Annotated in this window: 19 protein-coding genes; 7 read left to right on the forward strand and 12 right to left on the reverse strand. The window is 70.0% G+C overall.

Translation table 11 applies throughout. The annotated features are described in order from the left end of the window. Positions 1–104: 104 nt before the first annotated feature. The 3 genes from C8K38_RS09510 to C8K38_RS09520 all read right to left on the reverse strand — a co-directional run bounded on the left by C8K38_RS09510 (position 105) and on the right by C8K38_RS09520 (position 3,136). A complete protein-coding gene (locus C8K38_RS09510) occupies positions 105–1,076 on the reverse strand; it encodes a sigma-70 family RNA polymerase sigma factor (RefSeq protein ID WP_077041406.1) in 972 nt (323 codons plus the stop codon). Between the two features lie 157 nt (positions 1,077–1,233). After that, positions 1,234–2,721 carry a DUF7782 domain-containing protein gene (locus C8K38_RS09515; protein WP_097211343.1) on the reverse strand — a complete coding sequence of 496 codons (1,488 nt, stop codon included), beginning with the start codon at positions 2,719–2,721 and terminating at the stop codon, positions 1,234–1,236. A 52-nt stretch (positions 2,722–2,773) separates the two neighbouring features. Next, positions 2,774–3,136 carry a DUF3099 domain-containing protein gene (locus C8K38_RS09520; protein ID WP_097211255.1) on the reverse strand — a complete coding sequence of 121 codons (363 nt, stop codon included), beginning with the start codon at positions 3,134–3,136 and terminating at the stop codon, positions 2,774–2,776. A gap of 80 nt (positions 3,137–3,216) precedes the next feature. On the opposite strand from C8K38_RS09520, the gene C8K38_RS09525 reads away from it, so the two are divergent. Continuing rightward, positions 3,217–3,453, forward strand: coding sequence for a DUF3039 domain-containing protein (locus C8K38_RS09525; protein WP_077041408.1), 237 nt, complete (start codon positions 3,217–3,219; stop codon positions 3,451–3,453). Here the strand turns inward: C8K38_RS09525 and C8K38_RS09530 are convergent. Next, positions 3,426–4,607 carry a YihY/virulence factor BrkB family protein gene (locus C8K38_RS09530; RefSeq protein ID WP_097211256.1) on the reverse strand — a complete coding sequence of 394 codons (1,182 nt, stop codon included), beginning with the start codon at positions 4,605–4,607 and terminating at the stop codon, positions 3,426–3,428. The two genes, C8K38_RS09525 and C8K38_RS09530, sit on opposite strands and share 28 nt — an antisense overlap. Before the next feature lie 223 nt (positions 4,608–4,830). Between C8K38_RS09530 and C8K38_RS09535 the strand changes: the two genes are divergently transcribed. Then, positions 4,831–6,558 carry a DEAD/DEAH box helicase gene (locus C8K38_RS09535; protein ID WP_097211257.1) on the forward strand — a complete coding sequence of 576 codons (1,728 nt, stop codon included), beginning with the start codon at positions 4,831–4,833 and terminating at the stop codon, positions 6,556–6,558. Between the two features lie 111 nt (positions 6,559–6,669). On the opposite strand, the gene C8K38_RS27590 is transcribed toward C8K38_RS09535, so the two are convergent. Next, positions 6,670–6,873 carry a DUF7455 domain-containing protein gene (locus C8K38_RS27590; RefSeq protein WP_097211258.1) on the reverse strand — a complete coding sequence of 68 codons (204 nt, stop codon included), beginning with the start codon at positions 6,871–6,873 and terminating at the stop codon, positions 6,670–6,672. A 204-nt stretch (positions 6,874–7,077) separates the two neighbouring features. On the opposite strand from C8K38_RS27590, the gene C8K38_RS09545 reads away from it, so the two are divergent. After that, positions 7,078–7,482: a DUF952 domain-containing protein gene (locus C8K38_RS09545; RefSeq protein WP_097211259.1), complete on the forward strand. Its 405-nt coding sequence runs from the start codon at positions 7,078–7,080 to the stop codon at positions 7,480–7,482. Here C8K38_RS09545 and C8K38_RS09550 read toward each other — a convergent pair. After that, complete coding sequence (locus C8K38_RS09550) at positions 7,435–8,076, reverse strand: response regulator (RefSeq protein ID WP_097211260.1); 642 nt, start codon at positions 8,074–8,076, stop codon at positions 7,435–7,437. The two genes, C8K38_RS09545 and C8K38_RS09550, sit on opposite strands and share 48 nt — an antisense overlap. Continuing rightward, the gene (locus C8K38_RS09555) at positions 8,073–9,260 is read right to left on the reverse strand and encodes a sensor histidine kinase (protein WP_179800507.1); all 1,188 of its coding nucleotides are present in this window, start codon (positions 9,258–9,260) and stop codon (positions 8,073–8,075) included. The genes C8K38_RS09550 and C8K38_RS09555 overlap by 4 nt, the downstream gene beginning before the upstream one ends. Positions 9,261–9,369: 109 nt before the next feature. Here C8K38_RS09555 and C8K38_RS09560 point away from each other — a divergent pair, with 109 nt between their 5' ends. The 3 genes from C8K38_RS09560 to C8K38_RS09570 are packed head-to-tail and all read left to right on the forward strand — an operon-like array spanning position 9,370 to position 11,870. Further along, entirely contained in the window at positions 9,370–10,071 is a 702-nt protein-coding gene (locus C8K38_RS09560) for a GAP family protein (RefSeq protein WP_097211262.1), read from the forward strand. A gap of 59 nt (positions 10,072–10,130) precedes the next feature. Beyond that, positions 10,131–10,613: a cation:proton antiporter regulatory subunit gene (locus C8K38_RS09565; protein WP_077041413.1), complete on the forward strand. Its 483-nt coding sequence runs from the start codon at positions 10,131–10,133 to the stop codon at positions 10,611–10,613. 54 nt (positions 10,614–10,667) lie between these two features. After that, complete coding sequence (locus tag C8K38_RS09570; RefSeq protein WP_097211263.1) at positions 10,668–11,870, forward strand: cation:proton antiporter; 1,203 nt, start codon at positions 10,668–10,670, stop codon at positions 11,868–11,870. A gap of 15 nt (positions 11,871–11,885) precedes the next feature. Here the strand turns inward: C8K38_RS09570 and C8K38_RS09575 are convergent, their stop codons facing one another. The 4 genes from C8K38_RS09575 to ppgK all read right to left on the reverse strand — a co-directional run bounded on the left by C8K38_RS09575 (position 11,886) and on the right by ppgK (position 16,667). Further along, positions 11,886–12,233 carry a hypothetical protein gene (locus C8K38_RS09575; RefSeq protein WP_097211264.1) on the reverse strand — a complete coding sequence of 116 codons (348 nt, stop codon included), beginning with the start codon at positions 12,231–12,233 and terminating at the stop codon, positions 11,886–11,888. Between the two features lie 33 nt (positions 12,234–12,266). Next, positions 12,267–14,240: an alkaline phosphatase D family protein gene (locus C8K38_RS09580; RefSeq protein ID WP_097211265.1), complete on the reverse strand. Its 1,974-nt coding sequence runs from the start codon at positions 14,238–14,240 to the stop codon at positions 12,267–12,269. A gap of 141 nt (positions 14,241–14,381) precedes the next feature. Further along, positions 14,382–15,749 (reverse strand): RNA polymerase sigma factor, encoded by a 1,368-nt coding sequence (locus C8K38_RS09585; RefSeq protein ID WP_097211266.1) that lies wholly within the window; start codon positions 15,747–15,749, stop codon positions 14,382–14,384. A 120-nt stretch (positions 15,750–15,869) separates the two neighbouring features. Further along, positions 15,870–16,667 carry a polyphosphate--glucose phosphotransferase gene (gene ppgK / locus C8K38_RS09590; RefSeq protein ID WP_097211267.1) on the reverse strand — a complete coding sequence of 266 codons (798 nt, stop codon included), beginning with the start codon at positions 16,665–16,667 and terminating at the stop codon, positions 15,870–15,872. 70 nt (positions 16,668–16,737) lie between these two features. Between ppgK and C8K38_RS09595 the strand changes: the two genes are divergently transcribed. Next, positions 16,738–17,646, forward strand: coding sequence for an inositol monophosphatase family protein (locus C8K38_RS09595; RefSeq protein WP_373560243.1), 909 nt, complete (start codon positions 16,738–16,740; stop codon positions 17,644–17,646). Positions 17,647–17,650: 4 nt separating this feature from the next. Here C8K38_RS09595 and cei read toward each other — a convergent pair whose 3' ends face one another. After that, on the reverse strand, positions 17,651–18,343 hold the full coding sequence (cei, locus tag C8K38_RS09600; protein ID WP_097211269.1) for an envelope integrity protein Cei: 693 nt from the start codon (positions 18,341–18,343) through the stop codon (positions 17,651–17,653). Between the last annotated feature and the right edge of the window lie 65 nt (positions 18,344–18,408).

An 18,408-nucleotide genomic window follows, 5' to 3' on the forward strand; every position in this document is an offset into this window, starting at 1 on the left:
CCTTGCGCTCCGAGGGGGAGGAGCGGGTCGGATCGACCGGCGCGGGGTGCGCTGACACTCAGGGGGATGGTCAGCGCACCGGACTGTGAGTGCCCGGGTGGGGATCAGCTCGCGTAGGAGCGCAGCCGCTCGGCGCGGTCGCCCTCGCGGAGCTTGCCCATCACCTCACGCTCGATCTGGCGGACGCGCTCGCGCGAGAGCCCGAAGATCTTGCCGATCTGATCGAGGGTGCGGGGCTGGCCGTCGTCGAGACCGTACCGGAACCGGATCACCTGCTGCTCGCGCTCGTCGAGGGTGGCGAGTACGGACCGGATGTCGCTGTGCAACAGCCCCGCGATCACCGCATTCTCGGCAGACGTGGCCTCGGCGTCCTCGATGAAGTCGCCGAGCGGCGCCTCCTCGTCGCTGCCGACCGGCATGTCGAGGCTGACCGGGTCCCGGCTGTGGTCGAGCAGGTCCGCGATCTTCGCGACCGCGATGCCCGATTCGTTCGAGAGCTCCTCGTCGGTGGCCTCGCGGCCGAGCTGCTGATGCAGTTCACGCTTGATCCTGGCCAGCTTGTTGACCTGCTCCACCAGGTGCACTGGCAGCCGGATCGTGCGGCTCTGATCGGCCATGCCACGGGTGATGGCCTGGCGGATCCACCAGGTCGCATAGGTGGAGAACTTGAAGCCCTTGGCGTAGTCGAACTTCTCCATCGCGCGGATCAGGCCCAGGTTGCCCTCCTGGATCAGGTCCAGCAGCGGCATTCCGCGCCCGGTGTACCGCTTGGCCAGTGACACCACCAGCCGCAGGTTCGCTTCGAGGAGGTGGCTGCGCGCCGACTGGCCTTCGCGGACGATGGTGGCGAGGTCACGCTTCTTGGCGGCGGTCAGCCTCTTACCGGTCTCGAGCACGTGTGCGGCGTACAGACCCGCCTCGATCCGCTTGGCCAGCTCGACCTCATCCGCGGCGGTCAGCAGCGCGGTGCGGCCGATCCCGTTCAGATAGACGCGAACCAGGTCCGCAGCGGGGCTCTGGGCGTCCAGATCCTCGGCGCTGGGGCGCAGCCGGCGGGTGGTGGTGGGGCTTGTCATGACCTGCCTCCTCATCGGTGGTGTCTCATATGGCTCAACGCCGCGCCACCGTGCAAAGTTCCCGCGTGTGATCCACGGAATTCCTTCTGACCTGCATTTTTGCGCCGGCGGTCCTGAGAAGTTGCTGAGAAGACGGGCCGGGGGAACCGGCCGGGAACTACCGCGGGAACTCTGCGGGCAGCACCAGCCCGTGCCGAACCAGCGAGTGCACCAGCGGGATGGCGGCGGCGGCGAGTTCGTCGGGATCCTCGCCGTTCGCGGCCGCCAGCAGTTCGAGCAGCTCGTTCAACGCCAGCGAGTCCGGCCGCATTCCGCCGAGCAGCGCGGCGGTCAGGTCGTCCACCTCGTGCTGCCAGTTCGGCCCACTGCCGCGGTGCACCCGGGCCACGACCTGCTGCCAGCCCTCCTCGCCCGGCAGCGACACCCGTTCGAGGGCGGTCGTCGGCTCGAGCCTGAAGCGCCGTTCGAGCACGTCACGCTCGCGCAACCAGGCCAGCCGGTCGAAATAGCCGAGCGCCTCGCCGCCGAGCGGATCGGTGAAGCCGTGCCGCAGGTCCTCCGCGAGCACATCGCTCGGCTCGTCCGTGCGGCGCAGGTAGACGAAGCCGAAGCCGATGCCCTCGACGTCGGCCGCCTCGAAATGGGCCAACCATGCCTCGGCCTGCGCCGCGGTCGCCGGATCCCGCGGATCCAGGCCGCCGTCGCGCATCCACGTGCCCACGTACAGCGCGGGGTCGGCGACGTCGCGCTGCACGATCCAGGCGTCCACGCCGTGCGCGGGCAGCCAGGACGCGATCCGCGACCGCCAGTCCTCGCCGTGCGCGTGCACCCAGGACGCCAGCATGGAGGCGGTGCCGCCCGGCTCGAGGTGGTCGAGCACGTTCGAGACCATCAGTTCGCTTGCGCCGTCGAGATCGAGCCCGGAATCGCGGTAGGTGTGCTCGACCCGGCCGCGGCCGACCACGAACGGCGGGTTGGCGACCACCCGGTCGAATCGGCGGCCGTCGACCGGCTCGAACCACGGACCGCCGAGCACCTCGACGTCGATCTCGTTGAGCGCGAACGTCGCAGCCGACAGGTCGAGCGCGCGCAGGTTGATGTCGGTGGCCGTGACCGACCGCGCGTACCCGGCGGCGTGCAGCGCCTGGATGCCGCAGCCGGTGCCCAGGTCCAGCACCGACCCGGTCGGGGTCGTCGGGGTGGCGCGGAGCAGGGACAGCGACGCGTGCCCGACGCCGAGGACGTGATCGGGCGCCGTGGTCCGCGGACCCATGCTGCCGTCCAGGTCGGAGAGCACCCATCGGTTGCCCGCGCCGAGATCGAGCGGCCGCAGGTCGAGCGCCGCCCGGACCTCGTCGCCCGAGCGCTCGAGCAGTCCCACCGCCACGGCCCGGTCCAGATCGAGCGGCCGCAGCGCGTGCGCGACCTCCGCCGCGGGGCAGGGATCGGTCAAAAGGAAGAGCCTCGTCAGTACCCCGAGATCGCCCGCGCTGCGGCTGGCCAGGCGGACAGGAACGGGCTCGCTGCGGCCGAGCGCGTCGTGGGCGTCGGAGCCGAGCATCTCCAGCAGGGCGTCGGCGGTGTACTCGGTGCGGTGCAGGGCCTCGCGGAGCGGAGCGCAGGCGGAGAGCAGTTCTCGGTTCACCGCCACAGTTTGTCAGCTCGTGGCGGCGGGGCCGGCGGTCGACGCCGAAACGTCAGCCCTCGATCGTGGGGTGCTGCTGTGATTCGATCGCGGGCGGGGTCGGGGCCTGGTGGTCGTAGCGGCGCGGCTCGTCGGACTTGCGCGGCGGGCGGTCGTTCGCGACCAGCACCGCGATCCACGGCAACGGGACGGAGATGCCGATGATGGCGAGGCTGATCCAGGGGTTGGCCCATTCGCTGTAGGCCAGCGCGGCCAGCACCAGTGCCGGGATCCGGATCGCCATCAGGATCGTGTACTTGCGGACCCGGATGCGCTGTTCGTCGTAGAACGACTGGGCCGCATCGGTGATGAGAACCGGGTTTCCCGACGCGTCGTCGTTGCCCTTCGCGCGGTCGAAATCCGAACTCGATGCCATCTGTCCACCTTCCCACTCTCCGCAGTCGAATGCACTACCGGGGGCTCGCCCACCGCGCGGGAGTGCGTCATCATGGACGGGTGAGCACTCAGACCAAGGAACGTCCCGACACCACCACCGACGAGTCCACCGATGACGACCGCCCCAAGTTCTTCCACTATGTGAAGAAGAACAAGATCGCCGAGAGCGCGGTGATGGGTACCCACGTCGTCGCGTTGTGCGGTGAGGTCTTCCCGGTGACCAAATCGGCCAAGCCCGGCTCGCCGGTGTGCCCCGAATGCAAGAAGATCTACGACGGGTTGCGCGCGGGCGACTGAGCCGCCACGACCGGACAGCGGCCGCCGTCGGTGCCCTCGGCCTCGTCGACGGTGGGCGCGTCCTCGGCGGCCTCGTGCTTGCCCCGGTCCGGTCCGGTGATCCGCATCGGGCCGCCGGCGAGGCGCCTGGTGAGATTCGTGACGGGCCCGACGGACGCGCCGTCTGGCGCCCGTGCGGCCGCCGCGGCCTGTGCGGCGAGCCACTCCCGCATCTGCTCCATCCGGGTGGCCCTGGCCGGCCAGAACTCCTGGATGGTCGCGTTGAACTCGGCGCCGAGGACCACCGCGAAGCCGAGGAAGAACGTGAACAGCAAGAAGGCGATCGGCGCAGCCAGCGCGCCGTAGGTGTAGCCGGTCTGGGTGATCCAGGAGAGATACCAGCGCAGGACGGTGCTCGCGCCCATGAAGAAGACGCCCGCGAGCAGCGATCCGCCGAGTAGTCGGTGCCAGGGCAGGGACTTGGCCAGCGCCACCTTGTACAGGGTGGTCAGGCCGATGATCAGGAGCAGGCCGACGGCCGGGTAGTAGAAGGCATCCACCGCCTCGGTCCCGAACGAGTACCAGGATCGTGGCAGCACCTGCCCGATCAGGGTGGGTCCCAGTGCGACGAGCGGCAGCACGAACACCGCGACGATGAGAAACATCACATAGAGCAGCAGCGCGAAGATACGTTGCCAGACGGGGTGTCTCACGTCCTTCTGACCATGCGCCTCGACGATGGAGTCGACGAACGTGGAGATCGCCGACGAGCCCGCCCACAGCGACAGCAGGAAACCGGCCGAGACGATCTCGGGGCGGCCCTGGCCGAGGACATCGTTCACCGTCGGGCTGATGAGCTGGTCGACGACGCTCTCGCTGAAGGCCGTGCGGCTGAAGGTGATGATCTTCGACTCGATGATCTCGACCGTGTCGGGGCCGAACCAGCCGCCCACGTAGCCGATGCTGCCGAGCAGTCCGAGCAGCAGGGGAGGCAGCGACAGGGTCTGCCAGAAGGCGGCCGTCGCGGCCTTGCCGAAGATCGAGTCGCCCCAGGCCTTCGTCGCGGTTCTCGCGATGACCTGCCAGGCCCGGTGGAACGGATGGAATCCCGAGCGCGCATCGGCACGCCCGGCAGGCTGGTCGCCGCCCGGCTCTCCGTTGCTCGGCTCGTCCATGATGGTTCCAGCATTCCCGACGCGGCCACATCGCCGCGCATTGAGGCCCCCCGTGTCGGGAGAAATCTGCCGCTACCAGAGATCGCCGCCGGTCCGCGACCACGCCGCGACGCGCGGTCGCCGGTGATGCGGGGAACGTCGGTGGTCGGCGTTAGGCTCCTCCAGGATCGAATCACGGCGACCGATCGCATCACGACACAGTGCAGAAGGAGCGGCAGCGACAGTGCTCACGGGTAGTACCGAATCGACACCACCCGCACCCGTCGCCACCCTCCGAGCGTGGCAGCGTCGCGCGCTGACCAAATACCTGGCCACCGGGCCCCGCGACTTCCTCGCGGTGGCGACGCCCGGCGCAGGCAAGACGACATTCGCGCTCCGGGTCGCCGCGGAGCTGCTGCGCGACCGCACCATCGACCAGGTGACCGTCGTCGCACCCACCGAGCACCTCAAGCACCAGTGGTCGGGGGCCGCCGCCCGGGTTGGCATCGCGCTGGACTCGAACTTCACCAACTCGACGGGGCAGACGTCCGCCGAGTATCACGGCGTGGTCGTCACCTACGCGCAGGTGGCCTCGCATCCGACCAAGCATCGGGTGCGTACCGAGAACCGGCGCACCCTGGTGATCCTCGACGAGATCCACCACGGCGGCGACGCCAAGAGCTGGGGCGACGCGATCCGGGAGGCGTACGAGCCCGCCACCCGCCGGCTGGCCCTGACCGGTACCCCGTTCCGCAGCGACGACAGCGCGATCCCGTTCGTGCAGTACGAGCCGGACCGCGAGGGTCTGATGCGGTCGAAGGCCGACCATTCCTACGGCTACTCGGACGCCCTCGCCGACGGCGTCGTGCGGCCCGTGGTCTTCCTGGCGTACTCGGGGGAGGCGCGCTGGCGCAACAACGCCGGTGAGGAGTTCGCCGCCCGGCTCGGCGAGCCGCTGTCCGCCGAGCAGACCGCGCGTGCGTGGCGGACCGCTCTCGACCCGAACGGCGACTGGATCCCGTCGGTGCTCACCGCCGCCAACACCCGGCTGCAGCAGCTGCGCGCCGGTGGCATGCCCGATGCGGGCGGTCTGGTCATCGCGACGGACCAGACGGTGGCGCGGGCGTACGCGAAGATCCTCGAGGCAGGCACCGGGCGGGCGCCGACCGTCGTGCTGTCCGACGACCCGACCGCCTCGAAGAAGATCGCCGAGTTCAGCGAGAGCTCCGAGCCGTGGATGGTGGCGGTGCGGATGGTGTCCGAGGGTGTCGACGTGCCGCGCCTGGCCGTCGGCGTCTACGCCACCAGCTCCTCGACCCCCCTGTTCTTCGCGCAGGCCATCGGCCGGTTCGTGCGCATGCGGGCCAAGGGCGAGACGGCGAGCGTCTTCGTGCCCTCCGTGCCGGTGCTGCTCGACCTCGCCAGCCAGCTCGAGCTGCAGCGCGACCACGTGCTCGGCAAGCCGCACAGGGAGAAGGACGGCCTCGACGACGAACTGCTCGTCGACGCCAACAAGCAGAAGGACGAACCGGGCGAGGAGGAGAAGGCGTTCACCTCGCTCGGTGCCGACGCAGAGCTCGACCAGGTGATCTACGACGGATCCTCGTTCGGGACGGCGACCTTCTCGGGTAGCGACGAGGAGGCGGACTACCTTGGCCTGCCGGGGCTGCTCGATGCCGACCAGATGCGGGCCCTGCTGCGTGAGCGTCAGGCCGGTCAGCTGGACAAGGGGGCAAGGGAGCCGGCGCCGGTCCAGGCGCCGGCCGCGGTGGCCGACCGGGTCTCGTCCGCGAGCAAGCTGGCGGAGCTGCGCAAGGAGCTCAACGGACTCGTCGCGATGCAGCACCATCGGACCGGCAAGCCGCACGGGTGGATCCACGGTGAGCTGCGTCGGGTCTGCGGCGGTCCGCCGACGGCGATCGCCACGGTCGAGCAGCTCACCGAACGGATCGCGATGCTCCGCCAGTGGTGAGACGGCAGTGGTGAGACGGCAACGCTGAAAACCGGACAGAGCCCGCACCGGGAGGTGCGGGCTCTGTGCTGACTGGGGTGCCCCGAACGGGCGCCCGGTTTGGCTGACGGCCTAGATCGTCGCCTCATCGAGTACGGCATCGGAGACGATGGTGGCGTTCATCGCGCGGAGTCGATCCTCGTGCTCATTGGCGTGGTGCTGGCAGAAGAGAAGTTCTCCACCAGTCGAGAGGACCGCGCGCACGCGGGCTCCCGCACCACACCGGTCGCACCGGTCGGCAGCGGTCAATGGGGGGCTGGTCAGTGTTCCGGGCATGACTCCTCCGTACTGGCGTTCGGCCGAAGCCGGGTGCCTGGGGCCTGGTCCGCCGCACCGGGATGGCGCGGTGAATCCACTCTGTCAGACGTTTGGGCTTCAGGAGTTGTTCCCGTCGGCGTTTCTTTGTGGTTTCACTAACAGGGAACACGGGCCTCGCGCGTGACGTAGATCACTGCCGGGGTGCCCGGATAGCCTGCGGGGGTGACTCATCCGGACAGCACCCTGGTACACATCTGCACCGCCGAACAGTGGCGGCAGGCGCAGCGGGCGGGGGCGCGGCTGCCCGAGACCTATGACGCCGACGGGTTCGTGCACCTCTCGAGCATCGAACAGGTGCACCTGCCTGCCAACCGGCTGTTCGCCGGCCGCACCGATCTCGTGCTGTTGTACCTGGACCGGGAGCGACTCGGGGCCGAGGTCCGCTGGGAACCGGGCGTGCCGACGGACCCGGAGTCGATGCGGTTCCCGCATCTGTACGGGCCGCTCCCGGCGGTGGCGATCATCGGGGTGCGCGCGTATCGACCCGGTCCCGACGGCAGGTTCGGGACGCAGGAGGACTCAGGACGCGGGGAGTTCCCTGGCGATGATCGCGGCCTGGACGCGTGAGCTGACACCGAGCTTGGTGAGCACCCGGGACACATGGGTCTTGACGGTGGTCTCCCCGATGAACAGGCGCCCGGCGATCTGCTGGTTCGTCAGACCGTCGCCCAGACAATCGAGCACCTCCCGCTCTCGGTCGGTGAGGTCCTCGAGGCCCGCGGGCCGGGGCGCCGGGGTCGGCGGGACCGCCGCGAAGGCGTCGATCAGGGTGCGCGTCACCTGTGGGGCCAGCACGCCGTCCCCGGCGGCGACCGCGCGGACGGCCGCCGTCAACTCCGCGGCCGTCGCCGATTTCAAGAGGAACCCGGAGGCGCCCGCCTGCAGCGCCCCGAACACGTACTCGTCGATGTCGAAGGTGGTCAGCACCAGAACATGGGCCAGGCCGGCCGCGGTGATCTCCCGAGTCGCCGCGATGCCGTCGGTGCCGGGCATCCGGATGTCCATCAGCACCACGTCGGGCCGCAACGCGCGGGCCTGGCCGAGCGCCACCTCGCCGTCGGCGGCCTCGCCGACCACCTCGATGTCATCGGCGGACCCGAGGATCATCGACAACCCGGACCGGATCGCGGCGTGGTCGTCGGCGACCACCACCCGGATCATGCGCCCGCCGCCGGTCCGTCGACCGGGATGGACACCGCGACCCGCCAGCCGTCGGGGGCAGGTCCCGCGCTGAACCGGCCACCGAGCAGCTCGGTGCGCTCGCGCATGTTGGTGAGCCCGGTGCGTTGGCGTGGCGGATCCGACGGGAACCCTCGCGGAGGAAGCGGATTGCTGACCGTCATCAGCAACTGCCCGGACTGCGACCGAAGGGTGAGCTCGACCGGATGGCCCGGTGCGTGCTTGATGGCATTGGTGAGGGCCTCCTGGGCGATCCGATAGGCGGTGTGGTCCACCGCGGTGGGGAGCTGGCCGGGTGCGAGGTCGTCGAGCACCGCGACCTCGGTGCCCGCGGCCTGTGCGGAGTCGACCAGCTTGGCGAGCTGGCGGAGACGGCCAGGCGCCGCCGCCTCGTCGACGATGTCCGTCCGGAGCAGGCCGATCATCGAGCGCATCTCCTCGAGCGCGTCGATGCTGTTGCCGCGCACCGATTCCAGGATCCGGAGCAGGCGCTCGTCGGACTCCTGGCCGGTGATGCCGAGGGCGGCCTCGGACTGGATGGCGATCGCGGACAGGTGGCCCGCGATGACGTCGTGCAGATCCCGGGCCATCCGATTCCGCTCGTCCGCGATCGCCGCCTGCCGATCCAGGGCCGCGATGGTGGTCAGCGCCTCGGCTCGGGCACGCTCGGAGTCGGCGACGTCCTTGTGCAGCCGCACCGCGCGCCCCCACCACAGCGGGGTGCCGACGAACGCGAAGGCCGCGATCGTGCCGATCACCAACGGCTGCCAGCTCCTGGTGAGGACCAGCACGATGGCCAGGCACACGGTCGTGCCCGCCGCTGCCACGCCGACCATGGCGCGGGACTGCCTGGCGGTGCCGTACAGCACGACCGCGTACACGAGGTCGGAAAAGACCAGCCAGATCGGCAGGGTCGGCCCGAGCGCGAAATCGATGCCGAGGGGGATCGTGGCGAGCCAGATCGCCAGTACCGGGCGGTCCCGCCGGAACACGGCCGCACCGCAGATCGCGGCCAGCAGCGCCAGTCTGATCGGGACGGGGACCCCGGCGGAGATCGGCGCGAGCGAGTACAGGGCGGTCGAGTAGAGCACGGTGCCCGCGGCGAACGCGAGGAGCGCGATCAGGGCACTCTGCGCGAATGAGGACAGGGCGGTCCAACGTGACACGCCATCATCACAGCACACCGAGAACCCCGTGACGTCCTCCCAAGGGAGGACGCCGGATCCGGCGTACGGGCGATGTCGCGGCGGTGTCGCGCTGGTGATGATCGTCTGCATGGAGATGGCACTCGTGCTCGGGCTCGTCGCGCTCGCTCTGGTGGACAGCACCAGCCTGGGGACGCTGGTGATCCCGCTGTGGCTGTTGATGTCCCCGGAGCGGCCGCCGGTGCGCCGGATGGTCGCGTACCTGGGCGCGATCGCGGGCTTCTACTTCGCGGTGGGGGTGCTGGTCCTGCTGACGGCGTCGACCGGAATCGCCGCGGCAGGGTCTGTGCTGCGCGGACCCGTCGCGCTCGGTGTGCAGTTGGCGCTCGGTGCCGGCCTGTTCGCCATCAGCTGGCGATTCGACTCCAGGGCGAAGGCCGGCGGTGGCGATGGCGGTCGGGTGACCCGGTGGCGGGCAAGGGCTCTGGATGCGCAGTCCTCCGGATCAGGCGTCGCGGTCCTGGCGATGAGCGCGGGCGCCCTCGAACTGGTCACGATGCTGCCGTACCTCGCGGCGATCGGGTTGATGATCTCGAGTGGGCTGTCCCCAGCGGTCTCGGCGGGGCTGCTGGCCGGCTATTGCGTCGTGATGGTGCTCCCCGCCTGCCTGCTGATCCTCGCCAGGACCGTGGCGCACACGCGGGTCGAGCCCTGGCTGGCGCGCGCGGACGGCTTCCTGTCCAGACATGCGGACAGTGCACTGGGCTGGGTGCTCGGCATCGCGGGATTCCTGATCGCCCGCGATGCCGCCGTCCAGCTCTTCTTTCGCTGATCACCTGCGAATATCGCGCGTCGCGGCACCGATCCCGCGCGCGGCGCTACCGTTGAGTCATGAACGTGGAAGTGACTCCCCTTCCTGGGATCGGCATCCGGAAGGATTTCGAGCTGTCGACCGGCAGGCGCATCGGCGTGGTCACCCATCGGGACGGCGGGACGGACCTCATCGTCTCGAAGAAGGACGATCCCGATGCCTGTGCCGCCTCGGTGCCGCTGACCGACGAGGAGGCCGCTGTACTGGGCAATCTGCTCGGCGCCCCGCAGCTGGTCTCGCAGTTGCGGGAGGAACACCGTGACCTGCCGGGGATCAACACCCGGCAACTGCCGATCACCGAGGACTCGCCCTTCGACGGCCGGACGCTGGGGGAGACCGCGATGCGAACCAGGACCGGGGTCTCGGTGGTGGCGGTGATGCGGGCCGGACAGGTGTACCCGTCGCCGAATCCGGATTTCAACCTCACCGAGGGAGACCTCTTGGTCGCAGTGGGTACCTCGGACGGGCTCGACGGTGCGGCCAAGATCCTGCACCACGGATGAGCTCCGGCGAAGACCAAGACAACCGGATGAGCTCCGGCAACCACCCGGGGCACCATGACTAGCACCGCGCTCTCGCTGATCCAGCTCGGCGCGGTGTTCTTCGCGTTGGGTGTCCTCGGGCGCCTGGCGGGCCGAATCGGGATGTCGCCGATCCCGCTCTATCTGGTTGGTGGCCTCTGCTTCGGCGAGGGTGGGTTCTTCACGCTCGACGGCATCGGCGACTTCGGGCACCTCGCCGGTGAGATCGGCGTGGTCCTGCTGCTCCTGCTGCTCGGCCTCGAGTACACCGCGAGCGAGCTGGTCACCGGGCTGCGCAAGTCGTGGATGGCGGGTGCGGTGGACATCGTGCTCAACGCGGTGCCGGGCGTGATCGTCGCGTTCATGCTCGGGTGGGGGCCGGTCGGTGCCCTCGTGATGGGCGGCGTCACCTACATCTCGTCCTCGGGCATCATCGCGAAGGTCCTCAGCGACCTGGGCAGGCTCGGCAACCGCGAAACCCCTGTCGTGCTGGCGATCCTCGTGTTCGAGGACCTGACCATGGCCGTCTACCTGCCGATCCTGACGGCGATCCTGGCCGGGGTCGGCTTCTTCGGCGGCCTGCAGGCGCTGGCGATCTCGTTGTGCGTGGTCACCCTGGTGCTGGTGATCGCGCTGCGCTACGGCCACTACGTGTCGGCGATCGTCGACAGCAAGGACAAGGAGGTCTTCCTCCTCAAGCTGCTGGGCGCGGCACTGTTGGTCGCCGGGATCGCCTCGGCGATGCAGGTGTCGGCCGCGGTCGGGGCGTTCCTGCTCGGCATCGCGATCTCCGGGTCCACCGCCCGCAACGCGGCGAAGGTGCTCGAGCCCCTCCGGGACCTGTTCGCGGCGATGTTCTTCGTGGTGTTCGGCCTGAACACCGATCCGGGCACCATTCCGCCTGTCCTCGGTTGGGCGGTCCTGCTGGCGGTGGCGACGACCGCGACCAAGATCGCGACGGGATGGTGGGCCGCCCGCAGGCAGGGCGTCGCCGTGATGGGCCGGGCGAGGGCGGGCGCCGCCCTGGTCGCCCGCGGCGAGTTCTCGATCGTCATCGCGGGCCTCGCGGTGGCGGCGGGCGCGGTCGAGGGCGAGCTCGCGGCGCTGGCGACCGCGTACGTGCTGCTGATGGCGATCCTCGGCCCGGTTGCGGCGCGGGTGGTCGAGCCACTCGTCAGTGCGTTGCGGCGGCCGCAGAAGCCGTCAGGGGAGTCGAGCGACCCCTACCTCACGACCTGACGTCGTCCGCCGGGCTCACCGCTTGTGCCGCGCGTTGCGGAACCGCTCGACGACGTCGCCGACCTTCGCGACCTCGTCCTGGCAGCACGGGCAACGGAGCGTCACGGTGCCGTCGAGCGTCTCCACCCAGTGCGGCTCGGTGTCGTCGCCGGGGACGAAGAGGTAGCGGCCGATGCCGAGTTCGGGGTTGTAGAGGTTGTGGAAGATCTGCAGCCTCAGGCTGCCGTGGGCGCAGCGGTCCTTCGCGACCGTGAGCGCCCGCACCACCCGATCGGGCAACGCCATGATGCGATCGGCGATCTCCCGCGTGTTGCCGAACACCACCGTGTCCGGGTGGTCGTGCCGCCGGTCTTCGGTCGTCATCTCGGGTCACCTCGCGATCCAGTCTAGGTCGGTCTAGGCCTCCGGCGGGAACCACGGCGCAGGCGGGCCGTGCGGCGCCCCGGAGGTCGGCGCATACGGCAGCCCGTGCAGCTCGACGCCATCGATCTGATCCCGGAACCGCGGCGGCACCGCCGATCGGTCCTCCTCGGCGAACGCCACCATCTGGTGGCCGAGGACGTCCGGCGAGCGCGGCACGTGCTTGTCCTGCCACCAGAACTCGAACACGGCGCGGTCGCGGTCGAGGTCGATGATCCCGTAGCCGTGGTCGACCCACTCGACGAACTGGGCGTTGCGGTTGAGCGTGAGGATCGAAGCCTCGGCGGCGCGCGCGATCTCGGTGGACTCCGCCGGCCCGAGGCCGGTGGCGCCGCGGATCATGTCGTCGGCGCCGCCGCGTCCCATCGAGGTGGGGGCGAACTCGACACCGACGGACAGGCCTCGGACGTCGGCGGGGTCGTCCGCGCCTGTGGGCACCGGGCCACCGTTGCCGGTGCTCATCCGCAGCGCCCCGGCGCCGTGGTTATGCGGTTCGGCACCGTTACGGGTGTTGCGGCCGGGTATCCCCGAGAGATACCCGTCGCCGAGGTACTCCGTGGAGATCACGTCGGATGCGAAATTCCCGTGCGCGTCGCCGGTCACCATGACGTTCCGCCAGATCCGCTCGCCGCGTGCGCCCCTGAGGTGGTCGACGATCGCCTCGCGCTCGGCGGCGTACTTGCCCCAGCGGCCGATGCCGAGCTTCGGCATCTTCACCCCCTGCACGACCTCCGGGATGTCGGTCGGAGCGAACCACCCCTGGTTCCCGATGACCCGCCACCGGGTATTCCGGTGCGACGAGTCGGTGAGCGTGGCCGTGAGCCACTCGTACTGCCGCCGACCGAGGAGGCTCCGCTGCCCGGGGGGCAGATGCGAGGAGTCGGCAGTTTGCCCGCGCACGTCGCGCAACTCGGCGTCGATCCCGACGATGTCGACGAGGTCGCCGTAACGCAGCGTCCGGTAGACGAGCAACGGGTCCTCCGGTGTGGGATAGGAGCCGTCGTCGACGAGCACGAACTCGCCGCTGCCGTCGGCGCGCACGGGCCGGGTCGGAGTCCACTCGTGGAACGCGCGCACCGTGTCGGAGAGGGTCGTGGTCGCCGACGCCGGGTCGGTCAAGGGCGCGTTCACCTCGTTGCCGTAGGCGACGTCGATGTCGTGGTTGTCCCACACGATCATCCACGGGTGCTGCTGGTGGGCCCGGATGAACTGGGGGTCCGAGCGCCACAGCGCGTACCGCCTGCGCACCTCGGCGAGGTCGAGCCAATCCCGGTTGTCCGGGTGGTCCATGTCGGCGAAGCCGACGCGCGAGCGCACCAGCTCGTCCTTGTCGGGGAAGTCGTAGATGTAGTCGCCCACGTGCAGCACGAGATCGAGGTCGTCCCTGGCGGCGATGTGCTCGAACCCGCTCCAGTACGAAGACCAGTAGGAGCTGCACGACATCGCGGCGATGCGCACCCGGTCGACGGCGGCACCCGGGGCAGGCGCCGTGCGCGTTCGCCCGGTGATCGAGTGGGCGCCGGAATGCGTGAAGCGGTAGTAGTACGTCGCGGCCGGGGCCAGGCCGGTGACGTCGACCTTCACCGTGAAGTCGTGCTCCGCCACCGGGGTCTGCTCACCGGAGCGGACGAGGGCCGTCACGGCTGGGTCGGTGGCCACCTCCCACCGCACGGGGCCGGGGGCGCCGGCCACGCGCTCGGGCATGAGACGGGTCCAGAGGATGACGCGGTCGGGCAGCGGGTCGCCGCTGGCGACGCCGTTGGCGAACGGTCCGGGGCAGCACGTGGGGTAGTCGACACGGGCGGCATCGGCGGACGGCGCCGCGGCGGCCGCGGACGGGGCGTGTCGGAGACCGGCGACCGCGAAGCCGCCGAGGGCGGAGCCGCGCAGGAACGTGCGGCGGGAGGGGCCGCGCGGGGAGGTCGGGGCGAGAGGGGACTGCTCACTCATCCGGCAAGTTTCGCCCACCGCGGGGCGTGCACGGTGGGGATCCGATGACGGCCCGGCGTGTGCCGGGTGAACTGTCGGTGGACACACGAATGCCCCGCCACCTTCGAGGTGACGGGGCATTCGTCGTCTGGTCGGGACCGACTAGTCCAGGTAGTCCCGGAGCACCTGCGAACGCGACGGGTGCCGCAGCTTCGACATCGTCTTCGACTCGATCTGACGGATCCGCTCACGCGTCACGCCGTAGACCTGGCCGATCTCGTCGAGGGTGCGGGGCTGGCCGTCGGTCAGGCCGAAGCGCAGCCGGACCACGCCCGCCTCGCGCTCGGACAGCGTCTCGAGCACCGACTGCAGCTGATCCTGCAGCAGGGTGAACGACACCGCGTCGACGGCCACCACGGCCTCGGAGTCCTCGATGAAGTCGCCGAGCTGGCTGTCGCCCTCGTCGCCGATCGTCTGGTCGAGGGAGATGGGCTCACGCGCGTACTGCTGGATCTCCAGCACCTTCTCCGGCGTGATGTCCATTTCCTTGGCGAGCTCTTCTGGCGTGGGCTCGCGGCCCAGGTCCTGGAGCAGTTCGCGCTGGATGCGGCCGAGCTTGTTGATGACCTCGACCATGTGCACCGGGATGCGGATGGTGCGGGCCTGGTCGGCCATCGCGCGGGTGATGGCCTGGCGGATCCACCAGGTGGCGTACGTGGAGAACTTGTAGCCCTTGGTGTAGTCGAACTTCTCGACCGCGCGGATCAGGCCGAGGTTGCCCTCCTGGATCAGGTCGAGGAACGCCATGCCACGACCGGTGTAGCGCTTGGCCAGCGAGACGACCAGTCGCAGGTTGGCCTCGAGCAGGTGGTTCTTCGCGCGGTTGCCGTCGCGGCAGATCCAGTTCATGTCGCGGCGCTGCGCGACGGGGAGCTTCTCGCCCTTCTCGGCGTGCTCGGCCATCAACTGGGTGGCGTAGAGGCCGGCCTCGATGCGCTTGGCCAGCTCGACCTCCTCCTCGGCGTTGAGAAGGGCGACCTTGCCGATCTGCTTGAGGTAGGCGCGGACCGAGTCGGCGGAGGCGGTGAGCTCGGCGTCCTTGCGGGCTTGCCGGAGCGCCTCGGACTCCTCCTCGTCCCAGACGAAGTCCCCGGAGGCCTTGTCCTTGTCGGTCGGCTCCGCGGCTTCTTCCTCGTCCTCGCCGACGGCGACGACCTCGACCACCTCGTCGACGGCGAGGTCACCCTCGGGTACCTCGAGATCGGCCATGTCGGCTTCGTCGGGCGCGTCCTCGAGATCGACGCCGTCGGCCTTGCTGCTCGCCTTCTTGGCGGGGGACTTCTTCGCCGCGGCCTTCTTGGCCGGGGCCTTGGCTGCGGCCTTCTTGGCCGGGGCCTTCTTAGCAGCGGCCTTCTTGGCTGGAGCCTTCTTCGCCGCGGCCTTCTTCGCGGGGGCGGTGCCGTTGGTCGCCGCGGCGGACGCCGATTCGGTGCTCGGTTCAGCGGTCTGACTTGTATCGGAGGCGGCCACGTACGCCCTTTCGTGACGGTGTCGTGCGGCGTCACGCCAGAGTGATTTTCCGGCGGAGAGGTCAGTTGAGTTCGGCCGGCTGAGAGCCGGACGTGTCCATTGTAACTATCGCAACGGGGGTTACGACGCGATGCTGGTCTGCGCGGCGAGTGCGGCGCCCACGATGCCCGCCGTGTTCAGCAGCGCAGCGGGCACGACGGGGGTGCGATTGGTCAGCAACGGGATCCATTTCTCGCTCTTGCGGCTGATCCCGCCGCCCGCGATGAACAGGTCGGGCCAGAGCAGATCCTCGAACGTGCTGAGCACCCGGGAGACCTCCGCCGCCCACTGCTTGTAGGACAGATCCTTGGTCTCCTTCACCGAGGACGCGGCGCGGTGCTCGGCTTCCTTGCCGCCGACCTCCATATGCCCGAACTCGGTGTTGGGGAGCAGGACGCCCCGGTGCAGGATCGCGGATCCGATCCCGGTGCCGAACGTCAGCAGCACGACCACGCCGTCGACGTCCTTGCCCGCGCCGTAGGTGTCCTCGGCCACGCCCGCGGCGTCCGCGTCGTTGAGCACCGTGACGGGCCTGCCGCCGAGCGCCTGCCCGAACAGGGCCGCCGCGTCCGTTCCGATCCAGGACTTGTCGATGTTCGCCGCGGTCCGCGCGACCCCGCCGGTGACCACGGCGGGCAGCGTGATTCCGACCGCCCCGTCCCAGCCGGCCCGGGTGACGATCTCCGCGACGGTGTCCGCGATGGCCTCGGGGGTGGCGGGCTTCGGGGTCTCGATCTTGATCCGGTCGCCGATCAGCTCGCCGGTCTGCAGATCGACCAGGCCGCCCTTGACTCCGCTTCCGCCGACGTCGACGCCGAACCCGCGTCGGCTGCTGCCGTTGCTGTCGTCGGAGGGCAGGGCTGGGGTCGATTCAGTCATGGCGCAAACCCTAATCGTCGGGACGACGACGCGGGAGTGGGGAGATGAGGCACCATGGGGCGTGCCTTCTTTGCGGTCAGATGCTCCTGTCCCCACCACCCCCCAACATGACGCCACCGGCGGTCCTGACGATCCGCGCACGCTGCGCGACGTTGCGGTCCGGGTGGCCGTCGCCGCCGCCAGGCACGTGCGTGCCCGCCGCCCAGAGGTGTTCGCCGCGACGGGCGTCCTCGCGGAGGACAGCTCGGTCGCCACCAAGAGCCACCCGACCGATCCGGTCACCGTCGTGGACACCGAGACCGAGGAACTGATCCGCGGACTGCTCGCGGGCCTGCGCCCGGACGACGCCATCCTCGGTGAGGAGGGCGGGGGACAGGCCGAGCAGATCCGGGGCGTGCGCTGGGTGGTCGACCCCATCGACGGGACGGTGAACTTCTTGTACGGCATCCCCGCGTTTGCGGTGTCGGTCGCCGCGCAGATCGACGGTGTCTCCGTGGCGGGTGCGGTGGTGGACGTCCCGGCCGATGCGGTCTACTCGGCCGCCCTCGGCCACGGCGCGACGCTGCTCGAGGCGGACGGCACCGAGCACGCGCTGCGGTGTAACCCGGTGTCTGACGTGTCGGTGGCCCTGCTCGCGACGGGATTCGGCTACGGACGGGCCCGCAGGCAGGCGCAGGGCGCATTGATCGGGCGGGTGCTGCCCCAGGTGCGCGACATCCGACGGATCGGCTCCGCGGCCCTCGACCTGTGCATGGTGGCCTCGGGACGCGTCGATGCGCATTTCGAGCACGGGCTCAGCCCGTGGGACTGGGCGGCGGGAGCGCTGATAGCGAGCGAGGCTGGTGCCCGGGTCCGCACGCCCGCGCCGCATTCGATGAGCGCCGAAGGCGAGGTGGTGGTCGCGGCGGCCCCGGGGATCGCGGCGGAGTTGGACGAGGTCTTCGCCGAGGCGGGTGTGTTCGACCCGATCCCGGACTGAGCCGTCAGCAGCGAGCGGTGCGGGCGGCCTTGAGGAGGCTGATGTCGACCGGCGCTGCGGCCATGCCTCCTGGCGCGGGCTCCTTCAGTACGGCCAGCACCTCTTCGGCGTCGGTGTTCGGGCGCAGCTCGTTGAAGTAGGTGCCCAGCGCCAGGTCGACGGTGTCATCCTGGCGCTGGTCCTCGATCAGCTCCGCGCACGGCGCAACCAGCCACAGGGCACTGGCGGCGGCGAGACCGTTTGCGCCGAAACGGATCTGGCCGTGGCACTGCATGTTCTGGTCGACGTAGACGGGGTCGTTGCCGACCTGGACGTCGGGGGCGCTGGCGTAGCCGTACTCACTGAGCTGCGCGGCCACCTGTGCGGCCTGGCCGCGTTCGCCGTTGGCATTGAAGACGCGGACCCTGGTCGCCGCGAGGGTGGTGGGTTCCACGTCCATCAGCGTCGTCGGGTCCATTTTCTGGCCGAGCGGCTGCGGTGCGGGGTCGTTCGGGTCAGCGGACTGTGAGGCCGGCCTCGGGATGTTGCACGTCACCGCGGCGGAGACCTCCTCGTCCTTGGTGAGGATGCGAACCCACAGCACCGAGCCGAGCAGGGCGAGGATGCTGATCAGCACGACGACGGGCATGGCGCGCCGCCTGCGGAACGGACGGCCCTGCTCATCGGTGGAGTGACCCTGTGTGATCAGTGAAACCACGATTCGTCCCGACCTCTCCGCCGCGCCCGCCGATCGGCGCCATTGTGGCGCCGGTGCGCACCCAC

This window comes from Rhodococcus sp. OK611, from assembly GCF_003050885.1.
GTDB classification, from domain to species: domain Bacteria; phylum Actinomycetota; class Actinomycetes; order Mycobacteriales; family Mycobacteriaceae; genus Rhodococcus_G; species Rhodococcus_G oryzae.